This window comes from Bacillus sp. KICET-1 (genome assembly GCF_027721405.1).
Taxonomy (GTDB): domain Bacteria; phylum Bacillota; class Bacilli; order Bacillales; family Bacillaceae; genus Bacillus; species Bacillus velezensis.
Genome location: NZ_CP113515.1, coordinates 3,826,664 through 3,839,699, shown reverse-complemented (window position 1 = coordinate 3,839,699; position 13,036 = coordinate 3,826,664). Strand labels below are relative to the sequence as shown.

Genomic DNA, 13,036 nt, shown 5'->3' with positions numbered 1-13,036 from the left:
TCTCCCGCCTCTTTTCTTTATCTTCTTTTCCGTCCGAGACCCATGGCGTTTTCCATTTTTTTCACCATTTTGCCGGCCGTTTTGTTTGCGCGCGCCGCTCCTTCGTCGAGAATGCGGTCAAGCTCGTCGCTCTCAATTAATTCACGGTAGCGCTCTTGGATCGGTGTCAATGCGCCGATAACGACTTCGGCTAAATCACTTTTGAATTCACCGTACCCTTTGCCTTCATATTTAGCCTCTAAATCTTCAATTGATGTGTTTCCTAAAATAGAATAGATCGTCAAAAGATTAGAAACGCCCGGTTTGTTTTCTTTATCATACTTTACAATGCCTTCAGAATCAGTCACGGCGCTCTTGATTTTCTTTTCGAGCTGCTTCGGCTCATCAAGCAGCGTGATGTATGCCTTTTGGTTCGGATCTGATTTGCTCATTTTTTTGAGCGGATCAGCCAGTGACATGATGCGCGCGCCTGATTCAGGAATTTTCACCTCAGGAATCGTGAAGATGTCATTATATTTTTTATTGAAGCGTTCCGCCAGGTTGCGGGTCAGTTCAAGGTGCTGTTTTTGGTCTTCTCCGACCGGAACAAGATCCGTTCCGTACAGTAAAATATCGCCGGCCATCAGCGGCGGATAGGTTAACAGTCCTGACACGACGGCTTCTTTGCCCTTTGACTTATCTTTGAATTGCGTCATCCGCTCAAGCTCGCCGATATATGCGACGCATTGGAGCATCCACCCCGCCTGGGCATGAGCGGGAACCTCCGACTGGATAAAGAGGGTCGCTTTCTCAGGATCAAGTCCGACGGCCAGGTAAAGGGCCGCGAGATTGCGAATGTTCTTCCGCAGTTCAAGCCGATCCTGCGGAACCGTAATCGCATGCTGATCGACAATGCAGAAGTAGCCGTTGTAGTCATGCTGCAAATCGACAAATTGCTTCATTGCGCCGATATAGTTGCCGAGGGTAACGGAACCGCTCGGCTGAATGCCTGAAAAAATCGTTTTCTTCATATTTCTTACCTCATTTCTTAAAACATAATAAAAAAAGCCCATTCTTCCCGTAGAAAAAAGGGACGAATGAACCGTGGTGCCACCCTGATTATTCCATTACAATGGAATCGCTCGAGACGTTGGTAACGGAGGCTGCTCCGGCTGGGCCTACTAACGTTCGGTCAGCTGCTCAGAAGTCCATTCCACATCGCCCGTTACCTGCTCCCAGCACCGCAGACTCTCTTCAAACGGATAAAAATGTGTACTACTCTTCATCATCGCAATCACAACAAATGTATTTGATTGATCTATTATAAATCAATTATAGCCAAATGTCATCAGAGGAATACAAGATTATTTCCAGTTTGCTAAAGGGCTGAAAATCCTCAAAAAGAACTGAAAATGCTTAAATGATAACGTATATCAACATTTCGTATAACGAATATTATATGTAAAAAGCAATATGAACTGGAAATTGCAATAAAAAAATTTAGTTAGGTCATGCTTTAAACTATAGAAGTGTATCACCTTTTTGACAGAAAAACTGACCAAATTTAAATATTTTAAATTGAGAAAATAGTATTGCAATAAATTATTCATTTCATTATAATGAACTTGTTCACTCTATTGTTACAGCTTCTTTACATAAAATAATCAGAAAAGACGGAACACAATTAAAGTTTAGAAAAATATTAAGTTATTTTGTCTGATATTTCTGAGTATTTAGTGGTAAAGGCTGAAAAATTTGATTAGGGGGTTAGTGCATGAAAAAGCGTTGGTCTATTGTAGGTTTGATGCTTATCTTCTCGCTTGTATTAAGTGCGTGCGGCGGATTCAGCGGCGGATCAGGCGGCGGTAAAAAAGACACCAAAGGACAGACTTCACTTAATATCAATATTAAAACCGAGCCGTTCTCACTGCATCCTGGTTTAGCGAATGATTCCGTTTCAGGAGGCGTAATCCGCCAGACTTTTGAAGGATTGACACGCGTAAACTCCAAAGGTGAGCCTGAAGAAGGAATGGCATCTAAAATTGAAACAAGCAAAGACGGAAAGACCTATACATTTACGATTCGTGACGGTGCGAAATGGTCTAACGGCGACCCTGTGACGGCGCAGGATTTTGAATATGCGTGGAAATGGGCGCTTGACCCGAACAACGAATCACAATACGCTTATCAGCTCTACTACATCAAAGGCGCTGAAGCTGCCAATACAGGAAAAGGCAAGCTTGATGATGTAGGCGTAAAAGCCGTAAATGACAAAACATTAAAGGTTGAACTGAATAACCCGACACCTTATTTCACGCAATTAACTTCATTCTATACGTATATGCCGGTCAACAAGAAAATCGCGGAAAAACATAAAAACTGGAACACAAACGCAGGCGAAAATTACGTGTCAAACGGCCCGTTCAAAATGACGGCCTGGAAACACAGCGGTTCCATCACGCTCGAAAAGAACGATCAATATTGGGATAAAGACTCTGTGAAATTGAAGAAAATCAACATGGTGATGATTATCAATAACAACACCGAACTGAAAAAATTCCAAGCGGGTGAGCTTGACTGGGCAGGGATGCCGCTCGGCCAGCTTCCGACTGAATCTCTGCCGACATTGAAAAAAGACGGATCTCTTCACGTTGAACCGATCGCAGGCGTGTATTGGTACAAATTCAACACAGAAGTGAAACCGCTGAACAATGTGAACATCCGTAAAGCCCTTGCTTATGCGATCGACCGCTCGTCCATCGTGAAAAATGTAACGCAGGGCGAACAAATCCCGGCCATGGCTGCGGTGCCGCCGTCAATGAAGGGATTCGAGGATAACACAAAAGGTTATTTCAAAGACAATGACGTCAAATCAGCTAAAGAATTCTTGGATAAAGGACTGAAGGAATTAGGCGTCAAGAATGCCTCTGACCTCCCGGCGATCAAACTGTCCTTCAATACGGACGATGCGCATGCGAAAATGGCTCAGGCCGTACAGGAAATGTGGAAAAAGAACTTGGGCGTCAAAGTTGAGCTTGATAACTCCGAATGGAATGTGTACATCGACAAGCTGCACAGCCAGGATTACCAAATCGCGCGTATGGGCTGGCTCGCAGATTTCAACGATGCGATCAACTTCCTTGAAATGTTCCGAGATAAAGAAGGCGGAAACAATGATACGGGATGGGAAGATCCTGAGTTTAAAAAGCTGCTGAACCAATCTCAGCTTGAAACGGATCCGGATAAACGTATCGAAGAGCTGAAAAAAGCAGAAAAGATCTTTATTGACGCAATGCCGGTCGCGCCAGTTTATTTCTATACAGATCCTTGGGTACAGGATAAAAACCTCAAAAATGTGATTTTGACAGGAACAGGCGAAGTTTACTTCAGAAACGCTTCTTTTGAATAAAAGACGGTTCTGAGAACAAAAGACCCAAGGTATATGGGGAGGATGTCCCCATATACCTTTCTTACTGATTACGTATAAAATTGTAAAAAACATGGAGGTGTTCACCTTGCTGAAATATATCGGTAAACGATTCATTTACATGATCATCACATTGTTTGTGATTGTGACCGCCACATTCTTCTTAATGCAGGCAGCGCCGGGCGGACCATTTTCCGGCGAAAGAAAGCTGCCGCCTGAAATTGAGGCAAACTTAAACGAACACTATGGCCTGGACAAGCCTCTTTTCGTTCAATATGCCAGCTACTTAAAATCTGTGGCGATGTGGGACTTCGGACCTTCTTTTAAATATAAAGGCCAAAGTGTTAATGATTTAATCAATTCAGGCTTCCCCGTCTCTTTCACTCTCGGTGCAGAAGCTATTCTCCTCGCTTTAGCGTTCGGTGTGCTTTTCGGGGTGCTTGCTGCCCTGTACCATAATAAATGGCAGGATTATACCATTGCGATTTTAACGATCTTTGGGATCTCAGTTCCGAGCTTTATATTGGCGACGATTTTGCAATATATTTTCTCAATTAAATTAGAACTGTTCCCGGTCGCAGGGTGGGAATCCTGGGCATACACCTTTCTGCCCTCTATTGCGCTCGCTTCCATGCCGATGGCGTTCATTGCCAGACTCTCCCGTTCAAGCATGATTGAAGTGTTAAACAGCGATTACATACGGACTGCAAAAGCTAAAGGACTTTCCCGTCCGTCAGTCACCGTGCGCCATGCGTTGCGAAACGCGCTTTTGCCGGTCGTGACATATATGGGGCCGATGGCGGCATCCATTTTAACGGGAAGTTTCATCATTGAATCCATTTTCGGAATTCCCGGTTTAGGCGCGCATTTTGTAAACAGCATTACAAACCGTGATTATACGGTCATTATGGGAGTTACCGTGTTCTTCAGCGTGCTCCTGCTTTTATGCGTATTAATTGTAGACGTGCTGTACGGATTAATCGATCCGAGAATCAAGCTTTCCAAAGCAAAGAAAGGAGCCTAGACCATGCAGAACATTCCTAAAAACATGTTTGAACCAGCTTCAGCTAATGCCGGCGATGCCGAAAAAATAAATAAAAAAAGCCTTTCCCTCTGGAAAGACGCCATGCTCCGCTTCCGCAGCAATAAGCTTGCGATGGTCGGGTTCGTACTGATCGTTCTTATTATTCTGATGGCGATTTTTGCGCCTGTCTTTTCAAGGTATGATTATGCCACTACCAATCTATTAAATGCGGATAAAGCGCCGTCGAAAGATCATTGGTTCGGCACGGATGACCTTGGAAGGGATATATTCGTCCGGACATGGGTGGGCGCGCGGATTTCCATCTTTATCGGTGTCGCAGCTGCCGTGCTTGATTTATTAATCGGCGTAATCTGGGGCAGCATTTCCGGATTCCGCGGCGGACGCACAGATGAAGTGATGATGCGCATCGCCGACATTCTGTGGGCTGTTCCTTCATTATTAATGGTTATTTTGCTGATGGTTGTTCTGCCGAAAGGATTGCTGACCATTATCGTCGCCATGACGATCACGGGCTGGATCAATATGGCGAGAATCGTCCGCGGACAGGTGCTGCAATTAAAGAATCAGGAGTATGTGCTTGCTTCACAGACACTCGGCGCCAAAACCGGCCGGCTATTGTTTAAGCATATCGTCCCGAACGCGATGGGCTCTATCCTCGTAACGATGACACTGACGGTTCCGACGGCGATTTTTACAGAAGCGTTTTTAAGTTATTTGGGCCTCGGCGTACCTGCGCCGCTTGCGAGCTGGGGAACGATGGCCTCAGACGGATTGCCTGCATTAACCTATTACCCTTGGCGTCTGTTCTTCCCTGCCGGCTTTATCTGCCTGGCGATGTTCGGCTTTAACGTTGTCGGCGACGGGTTAAGAGACGCGCTGGATCCTAAGTTACGCAAATAAGGAGTGATATGAGTGACACGTTTGCTAGAAGTAAAAGACTTAGCCATTTCATTTAAAACATACGGCGGAGAGGTACAGGCAATCCGCGGCGTGAATTTCCATTTGAATAAAGGAGAGACGCTTGCGATCGTGGGGGAGTCGGGTTCCGGAAAAAGTGTGACCTCCCAAGCGATTATGAAGCTGATCCCGATGCCGCCGGGCTACTTTAAAAGAGGACAGATTCTTTTTGACGGACGCGATATCGTGCCGATGTCTGAAAAAGAAATGCAGGCCATCAGAGGAAAGGACATCGGAATGATTTTCCAAGACCCGATGACCTCTCTGAACCCGACGATGAGAGTCGGCAAACAAATTACGGAAGTGCTTTTCAAACATGAAAAAATCTCAAGTGAAGCGGCGAAAAAGCGCGCCATAGAGCTGCTTGATCTCGTCGGGATTCCGATGCCCGAAAAACGGATCGGCCAATTCCCCCATGAATTTTCAGGCGGGATGAGACAGCGTGTCGTCATCGCGATGGCGCTTGCGGCAAATCCGAAACTGTTAATTGCCGATGAACCGACAACAGCGCTTGATGTGACGATTCAGGCACAGATCCTTGAGCTGATGAAAGATCTGCAAAAGAAAATTGATACGTCTATCATTTTTATCACGCATGATCTTGGCGTTGTCGCCAATGTCGCCGACCGGGTCGCCGTCATGTACGCAGGTCAGGTCGTCGAATCGGGCACGGTGGATGAAATCTTTTATGATCCGCGCCATCCGTATACGTGGGGGCTGCTTGCCTCAATGCCCAGCCTGGACAGCACCGATCAGGAAAAACTGACGGCCATCCCGGGCACGCCGCCTGATCTGACGAATCCTCCGAAAGGGGATGCATTTGCGCTCCGCAGCTCATATGCGATGAAAATTGACTTTGAACAGGAACCGCCGATGTATAAAGTGTCTGATACGCATTTTGTGAAATCGTGGCTTCTGCATCCTGATGCGCCTAAGGTCGAGCCCCCTGAAGCGGTGAAGGCTAAAATCCGTCAGCTTCCGAATACGTATCAGCATCCTGTTTTAATGAAGGAAGGTGAAAAAAATGACTGAGAAACTTCTCGAAATCAAACATTTAAAACAGCATTTTTTCACGCAGAAAGGAACGGTAAAAGCCGTAGATGATTTGTCATTTGATATTTATAAAGGCGAAACGCTCGGCCTTGTCGGAGAATCGGGCTGCGGTAAATCAACGACGGGCCGCAGCATTATCCGGCTGTATGAGGCAACCGGCGGGGAAGTTCTCTTTAACGGGGAAAATGTCCACGGGAAAAAATCCCGCAAGAAGCTGCTGGAGTTTAACCGGAAAATGCAGATGATTTTCCAGGATCCGTACGCATCTTTAAATCCGAGAATGACAGTCGCCGACATTATTGCCGAGGGAATAGATATTCACCGCCTGGCAAAAACGAAAAAAGAGCGGATGCAGCGGGTTCACGAACTGCTGGAAACGGTCGGTTTAAATAAAGAGCACGCCAACCGCTACCCGCATGAATTTTCGGGCGGACAGCGCCAGCGTATCGGAATCGCCAGAGCGCTGGCGGTTGATCCGGAGTTTATTATCGCGGACGAACCGATTTCGGCGCTTGATGTCTCCATTCAGGCGCAAGTCGTCAATTTAATGAAAGAATTGCAGAAAGAAAAAGGGCTCACTTACCTGTTTATCGCTCATGATTTATCAATGGTCAAATACATCAGCGACCGCATCGGCGTCATGTATTTCGGAAAATTGGTGGAGCTTGCGCCGGCGGATGAGCTTTACGAAAACCCGCTTCATCCATATACGAAATCATTGCTGTCCGCTATCCCGCTCCCTGATCCGGACTATGAAAGAAATCGCATGCGAAAGAAATACGATCCGGCAGTTCATCAGCTCCAAGAAGGAGAAAAAATGGAATTCAGAGAAGTGAAACCGGGACATTTTGTCATGTGCACAGAAGCTGAATTTAAAACCTATCTATAAAAGTATCATCCTCCAAGACTCAGTCTTGGAGGATTTTTTTGCGCACATTCAAGTTTATTAAGCCTGCTCCCGTTTTTCTATAATGGAAAAAAAGGGGGAGATCAGTATGAAAACCATTTTGTGCGCCATTTGTGCGGGACTGTTTATCAGTGCAGCCGCTTATCCGGCCCACGCCGCTGTGAAAGAGGAGCAGCCGCTTGTAAAAATAGCGCTGGCTGAAAAAGAACTGCCGAAATCAAATGCACGGTTCGCTTATCCGTCAGGGCTGCAGTTTACACATCCTGATAAGGTGCGGGGCATTTACGTCACAGGGCATTCGGCGGGAGGAAGCAAATTCGGGGAGCTGACAGACTTTGTGGACAAAACGGAGCTCAATACAATGGTGATTGATGTCAAGGACGACAACGGAAACCTCACCTTTAAGCCGGACGGCCATTCTGAGTATGCCAAAATCGCCAAGCCGTACATCAAAGATCCAAAAAAGATGATGAAAAAGCTGGAGGAAAAAAAGATCTATCCAATCGCGCGTATTGTCGTATTTAAAGACAGCGAACTCGCGAACGAAAAGCCGGAGTGGTCTTTTAAAGAAAAAAACGGAAGTGTCTGGAAAAACGGCCGCGGCGAATCGTTCGTCAATCCGTTTATGAAAGAAGTATGGGATTACAATGTAAAGGTTGCAAAACAAGCCGTAAAGATGGGGTTTCAAGAAATTCAGTTTGATTATGTCCGTTTTCCTGAAGGATTTGAAAAACGTGATGACGAACTGACATACGGACACGGCGATTACGGGAAAACAGCAGACAGCAATGTGCAAAAACGCGTTCACGCCGTCACCGATTTTGTCGGTTATGCGAAGAAAAAACTCAAGCCGTACGGCGCGGATGTGTCGGTTGATATTTTCGGCTATTCTGCCACGCTGCCGGAAGCGCCGGGGATCGGCCAGAATTTCAGCAAGATTTCAGAACAGGTCGATGTCATTTCATCCATGATTTATCCGAGCCATTGGACAAGCTATTTCGGCATTGATAAACCGGATCTTGAGCCTTACAATGTCGTCAAAGAATACGCGAAGGTGGAAAATAAAAAACTGTCTAAGCTGAAACACCCGCCTGTATCGCGTCCGTGGCTTCAGGACTTCACGGCATCATATCTCGGCAGCGGAAATTATCAAAAGTACGGAAAACGCCAGGTGGAAGACCAGGTTAAAGCGCTGCATGAGGAAGGAATTGACGAATTTTTATTGTGGGACGCGGCAAACCGTTATACCAAAAACGTCGATTACACACCATTTTAAAAAAATTGAAACCATGTTAAAGGATCACACGTCTTAATAGATGTAAGATTGTTTAAACAATCGGAAATGGGGTATATCTAAAAGTGTGAAGACAACGAACCCATAAGGAGCAAATGAATGAACTGGTACGAAAAGCTGAGTGAATATTTTCCGATTGAAGAAATGAAATCAAAAGCGCATATGGAAGCTCTGTTAAAGGAGCAAAGCGATGTTTATCATAAAGAAGAGGGGCAGTACCACGTGCTGATGTATGCGGAATTTGACTCTTTCATCTTTATTGATTACCTGTTTGTGTCAAAGAAATCCAGAGGACAAGGCCTCGGAAGCAAGCTGATCGGCAGGCTGAAAAAGAAAAACAAGCCGATTCTGCTTGAGGTGGAGCCTGTTGACGAGGATGACACGGATACACAGAAACGCTTGCGTTTTTATCAAAGAGAGCATTTCAAGCACGCGCAGTCAATCGGGTATCGGCGCCGGTCATTGGCTACGAATGAAGTGAACAAAATGGAGATTCTGTACTGGTCACCTAAGACGGAATCAGAAGAAGAAATGTTTGAAGCGATGAAACAGACATATGAAAACATTCACACTTATAAAGATGAAAAATGGTACGGAGAATCATACGAAAAAACGGATGAAGTTCTCAAAGTCATTGATGAGAAAAAACGAAAAAACATTTTCGATCAGCTGAGCTAATTGAGAATGGGGAAAAATCCGCCAGCCGTAAATTTGCCGGATTGACACATTTTTTTCTCAGGAGACTGTTCACACTTACTTTTTTATAGTATAATACCTATAAAGATTCCTTTTTTAAAGTCATTTCAATTTGAGAATACAAACATGTTCATCCTACTAATTAGAGGAGTGAAGATTAATGGTTACATTATACACATCACCTAGCTGTACGTCATGCAGAAAAGCAAGAGCTTGGCTTGAAGAGCACGAGATTCCGTTTGTAGAGAGAAACATTTTCTCCGAGCCGTTATCAATTGATGAGATCAAGCAGATTCTGCGTATGACTGAAGACGGTACGGATGAAATTATCTCTACCCGTTCTAAAGTATTCCAGAAACTGAACGTAAATGTTGAATCTATGCCGCTTCAAGACTTATATACTTTGATCAATGAGCATCCGGGACTGCTCCGCCGTCCGATCATCATTGATGAAAAACGTCTGCAAGTCGGCTATAACGAAGATGAAATCAGACGATTCCTGCCAAGAAAAGTGCGTTCTTTCCAATTAAGAGAAGCACAGCGTCTTGCCAACTGATATAAGTTACGATAAGCATGGAAAAAGCCCAAAACCATCGCGGTTTGGGCTTTTTTATTTTTCAGTCTGCTGGTAAATCATACTGGCGAGGATAACAAATACGACGGTCAAAATCGGCAGCATCATTTGTATAATGCCGTGTTCTGCCATGAAAAATGACAGCTTGCTGTCTCCGGCAATCATTTCACCGCCGGTAAATGCGAGAAGACCGCTCCCGGCGTACATCAATAAAGGCATTTTGTCCATGGCGGCATGAACAAGCTTGCTGCCCCAAATGATAATCGGCACCGAGATGAAGAGGCCGATCACTACAAGTGTCAGCTCACCGTGAGAAGCGCCGGCTACTGCGATGACATTGTCAAGCGACATAAAGATATCAGCCAGAACGATTGTGCGGATGGCTTTCCAAAGAGAAGAACTGCTTTTCACATGCTGCGCATCTTTCTTCTCAATCAGAAGCTGATAGCCGAGATACAATAAAAATACCCCGCCTGCGCATTGTAAAAAAGGAACATTCAATAAATAGACCGCAGCGCTCGTCAGAACGATTCTCAAGACGACTGCGATAAACGTTCCGAAGATGATCGCTTGCTGTCTTTGTTTATGAGCCAGATTCCGGCTGGCCATCGCGATGACGACGGCATTGTCGCCGCCGAGAATAAGGTCAATCCCGATAATAAGCAGAAGGGACAGCAGGTAATCGTGCGGCATGGTAACACCTCGCTTATAGATCGATTGCTTGTACAGCTAATATATGAAGCAGTGCGCTATTTATGATGGGAACCGGGAGAAAGCCTGTTTTTCGGTGTGAAAATGCTTTTTTATTTCTTTTATAACTGTTTTATCATAAAATAGAAATATAAAGAATTTGCGCTGTCCTCTATAAGGTTAAGATGTGGACGGAATGGGTAAAGTGTAGTAAAGTACTATTCATCGGGAGCTTAGATGTCCCTTCAACATCTTATAAAGAAGGGAAGGTTGGCAAAATGGAAATAGAAAGAATTAATGAGCATACTGTAAAATTTTATATGTCTTATGGTGATATTGAAGATCGCGGTTTTGACAGAGAAGAAATCTGGTACAATCGCGAGCGCAGTGAAGAACTGTTCTGGGAAGTCATGGATGAAGTGCATGATGAAGAAGAATTCGCTGTCGAGGGTCCTCTTTGGATTCAGGTTCAGGCATTGGACAAAGGACTGGAAATAATCGTAACAAAAGCCCAGCTTTCCAAGGACGGACAAAAACTCGAACTGCCGATCCCGGAAGATAAAAAACAAGAGCCGGCAGATGAAAATCTCGATGCTTTACTTGATGATTTCCAGAAAGAAGAGCAGGCCGAGAGCCGGGAAGATAAGGAGCAAAAGCTTCAGTTCACTTTGCGGTTCGATGATTTTGAGGATCTCATCTCGCTATCAAAATTGAATCTTAACGGAATCAAAACGACCCTGTATTCGTTTGAAGACCGATATTATTTATATGCAGATTTTTATGAGCAAACTGATGAAGAGGTTGAAAATCAGCTAAGCATCCTGTTGGAGTACGCGCACGAATCATCAGTCAGCATTCACCGTCTTGAAGAATACGGCAAATTGGTGATCGCTGATCATGCGTTATATACAATAAAAAAACACTTTGCATCATAACAAACCGATTTCTCTCAGCAGAAATCGGTTTTTTTTGTTCTGAATGACAGGATGAACGGCTGAAAACCGTATAACGGCTCTCATCCGCAAACAGGATTATATCTTCTTCCTGCTGAATACAACAAGATTCAGGAAAGGAGAAGATGCAACATGTTCAGTGCTGTGACTGCCGACGGAAAGCTCATTCAGCTGGCCGGAAGCTATTCAAAGGAAAAAGCGGCGGAGCTGAGAAAGAAACGCTGGTTCTGCCCTGTTTGCAAAAGTGAGCTTGATATCAAACTGGGACGGGAGAAACTGCCGCACTTCGCTCATAAAAAAAGCAGGCTGTGTCCGGGGGAATCCGAACCCGAAAGCGAATACCATCTGGAAGGAAAAAGGCAGCTTTTTCTCTGGCTAAAGACACAAGGGTGCAGTGTCAGCCTGGAACCGTATCTGACTTCCGCTGGACAGCGGCCTGACTTGACGGCGGAAAGCGGAGAAGAGAGGCTGGCTTTTGAATTTCAATGTGCGAACCTTTCGGCGGACTCTTTAAAGAGCCGGACGGCAGGCCTGAAAAACGCCGGGTACCGGCCGGTCTGGATTATCGGGGCAAAACGGTTAAAACGGCTGGCCGCGCAATTTTTCCGGCTTTCTGCTTTTCACTGGCAGTTCTTTGAAGTCCATTCATTTTCCTCCTTACTGTTTTACTGCCCCGACGCCCGCTCCTTTTACAGGCTGCATTCCATCACTCCGTTTTACACCGGCTATTCTTATGCCTGCTTAACCGCAATCCCTCTTCACAAAGCAAACCTGAAAGACATTTGTCATCCGGAAGGGCGGCACAGCGTCAGACTTCCCTCGTGGGGACGTGCCGTAGCCGGCTTCCGCAACAAAAGCGGGCGGTTTTTATCTGAAGATGCCGGTCTTATCCGGCGTCTTTTTTACGAAAGACATCAGGTTGCATTTCCATTTCTCCCCTCTGAAGTGTTTATTCCCGTTTCAGCGGGCTTTGTGTTTGCAAGTCCCGTTTTTGTGTGGCAGGGCCATTTATACTTGCGGCTTGCGGAACTTTCTAAAAAAGGCGCGCCGATCCGATTATCCGGCATGGTTCATGATTTACGGCAAAAAATCAGGGGTAAGGAGATCCGGATGAGGTATGGTTCACAAGACAGCCTTATCGGAATGGCGGTAAAACAATATGCTGATTTCTTATGCTTGCAGGATTTTTTAAGGGAAATTGAGAATGAAGTATATATGCCCTCATCTCAATGGAAGCGCCCTCAAACGGCAGAAGAGCTGCGCCGGCGGGATCTGCTCTTTTTTGGGGAATGAGAATGCTTCATTTCGTTCACCCTAACGTCAAGGTGGTGGCGAATGTGAGGGGCGTACAAGCATTTTGTTTTCGTTTTTTCACTGTATTATTGGTATGCTCGGTCTTATATGCCGCATATGATTTGACAAAAGGCAGTGAAAAGCCGGAAGATAATCACAACACAAGTT

General features: G+C 45.3%; 12 protein-coding genes and 1 other annotated feature. Of the genes, 10 read left to right on the top strand and 2 right to left on the bottom strand.

Annotated features, from left to right (window positions below; all coding sequences use genetic code 11):
• Nucleotides 1-17: 17 nt before the first annotated feature.
• Complete coding sequence (gene trpS / locus OVA33_RS19230) at nucleotides 18-1,010, bottom strand: tryptophan--tRNA ligase (protein WP_128974055.1); 993 nt, start codon at nucleotides 1,008-1,010, stop codon at nucleotides 18-20.
• Nucleotides 1,011-1,065: 55 nt separating this feature from the next.
• Nucleotides 1,066-1,277, bottom strand: a binding site (T-box leader).
• Nucleotides 1,278-1,753: 476 nt separating this feature from the next.
• Here trpS and OVA33_RS19225 point away from each other — a divergent pair.
• The 8 genes from OVA33_RS19225 to spx all read left to right on the top strand — a co-directional run bounded on the left by OVA33_RS19225 (nucleotide 1,754) and on the right by spx (nucleotide 9,914).
• Complete coding sequence (locus tag OVA33_RS19225; RefSeq protein ID WP_106067871.1) at nucleotides 1,754-3,388, top strand: peptide ABC transporter substrate-binding protein; 1,635 nt, start codon at nucleotides 1,754-1,756, stop codon at nucleotides 3,386-3,388.
• 106 nt (nucleotides 3,389-3,494) lie between these two features.
• On the top strand, nucleotides 3,495-4,430 hold the full coding sequence (locus OVA33_RS19220; protein WP_014417417.1) for an ABC transporter permease: 936 nt from the start codon (nucleotides 3,495-3,497) through the stop codon (nucleotides 4,428-4,430).
• A 3-nt stretch (nucleotides 4,431-4,433) separates the two neighbouring features.
• Nucleotides 4,434-5,351: an oligopeptide ABC transporter permease OppC gene (oppC, locus tag OVA33_RS19215; RefSeq protein ID WP_007409113.1), complete on the top strand. Its 918-nt coding sequence runs from the start codon at nucleotides 4,434-4,436 to the stop codon at nucleotides 5,349-5,351.
• A gap of 12 nt (nucleotides 5,352-5,363) precedes the next feature.
• Nucleotides 5,364-6,440 carry an ABC transporter ATP-binding protein gene (locus tag OVA33_RS19210; protein WP_003155039.1) on the top strand — a complete coding sequence of 359 codons (1,077 nt, stop codon included), beginning with the start codon at nucleotides 5,364-5,366 and terminating at the stop codon, nucleotides 6,438-6,440.
• Nucleotides 6,433-7,350 carry an oligopeptide ABC transporter ATP-binding protein OppF gene (oppF, locus tag OVA33_RS19205; protein WP_017417453.1) on the top strand — a complete coding sequence of 306 codons (918 nt, stop codon included), beginning with the start codon at nucleotides 6,433-6,435 and terminating at the stop codon, nucleotides 7,348-7,350. Before OVA33_RS19210 ends, oppF begins: the two co-directional genes overlap by 8 nt.
• A 106-nt stretch (nucleotides 7,351-7,456) precedes the next feature.
• Nucleotides 7,457-8,644 (top strand): putative glycoside hydrolase, encoded by a 1,188-nt coding sequence (locus OVA33_RS19200; protein WP_128974056.1) that lies wholly within the window; start codon nucleotides 7,457-7,459, stop codon nucleotides 8,642-8,644.
• Nucleotides 8,645-8,761: 117 nt separating this feature from the next.
• Nucleotides 8,762-9,340, top strand: a complete 579-nt coding sequence (locus OVA33_RS19195) for a GNAT family N-acetyltransferase (RefSeq protein WP_007409110.1) — start codon at nucleotides 8,762-8,764, stop codon at nucleotides 9,338-9,340.
• Nucleotides 9,341-9,518: 178 nt separating this feature from the next.
• Entirely contained in the window at nucleotides 9,519-9,914 is a 396-nt protein-coding gene (spx, locus tag OVA33_RS19190) for a transcriptional regulator Spx (RefSeq protein ID WP_003155034.1), read from the top strand.
• A gap of 54 nt (nucleotides 9,915-9,968) precedes the next feature.
• On the opposite strand, the gene OVA33_RS19185 is transcribed toward spx, so the two are convergent.
• Nucleotides 9,969-10,625 carry a TerC family protein gene (locus tag OVA33_RS19185; RefSeq protein ID WP_014417421.1) on the bottom strand — a complete coding sequence of 219 codons (657 nt, stop codon included), beginning with the start codon at nucleotides 10,623-10,625 and terminating at the stop codon, nucleotides 9,969-9,971.
• 275 nt (nucleotides 10,626-10,900) lie between these two features.
• Here OVA33_RS19185 and mecA point away from each other — a divergent pair, with 275 nt between their 5' ends.
• Both mecA and OVA33_RS19175 read left to right on the top strand, forming a co-directional pair.
• Nucleotides 10,901-11,557 (top strand): adaptor protein MecA, encoded by a 657-nt coding sequence (mecA, locus tag OVA33_RS19180; RefSeq protein ID WP_003155032.1) that lies wholly within the window; start codon nucleotides 10,901-10,903, stop codon nucleotides 11,555-11,557.
• Nucleotides 11,558-11,707: 150 nt separating this feature from the next.
• Entirely contained in the window at nucleotides 11,708-12,868 is a 1,161-nt protein-coding gene (locus OVA33_RS19175) for a competence protein CoiA family protein (protein ID WP_017417456.1), read from the top strand.
• Nucleotides 12,869-13,036 lie beyond the last annotated feature (168 nt).

What these genes read in the sequence shown, in the direction of transcription:
- OVA33_RS19225 (WP_106067871.1), top strand. Translation starts at nt 1,754, where the DNA reads ATGAAAAAGCGTTGGTCTATTGTAGGTTTGATGCTTATCTTCTCGCTT.
- OVA33_RS19195 (WP_007409110.1), top strand. Translation starts at nt 8,762, where the DNA reads ATGAACTGGTACGAAAAGCTGAGTGAATATTTTCCGATTGAAGAAATG.
- trpS (WP_128974055.1), bottom strand. Translation starts at nt 1,010, where the DNA reads ATGAAGAAAACGATTTTTTCAGGCATTCAGCCGAGCGGTTCCGTTACC.
- OVA33_RS19175 (WP_017417456.1), top strand. Translation starts at nt 11,708, where the DNA reads ATGTTCAGTGCTGTGACTGCCGACGGAAAGCTCATTCAGCTGGCCGGA.
- oppF (WP_017417453.1), top strand. Translation starts at nt 6,433, where the DNA reads ATGACTGAGAAACTTCTCGAAATCAAACATTTAAAACAGCATTTTTTC.
- OVA33_RS19185 (WP_014417421.1), bottom strand. Translation starts at nt 10,625, where the DNA reads ATGCCGCACGATTACCTGCTGTCCCTTCTGCTTATTATCGGGATTGAC.
- oppC (WP_007409113.1), top strand. Translation starts at nt 4,434, where the DNA reads ATGCAGAACATTCCTAAAAACATGTTTGAACCAGCTTCAGCTAATGCC.
- spx (WP_003155034.1), top strand. Translation starts at nt 9,519, where the DNA reads ATGGTTACATTATACACATCACCTAGCTGTACGTCATGCAGAAAAGCA.
- OVA33_RS19200 (WP_128974056.1), top strand. Translation starts at nt 7,457, where the DNA reads ATGAAAACCATTTTGTGCGCCATTTGTGCGGGACTGTTTATCAGTGCA.
- mecA (WP_003155032.1), top strand. Translation starts at nt 10,901, where the DNA reads ATGGAAATAGAAAGAATTAATGAGCATACTGTAAAATTTTATATGTCT.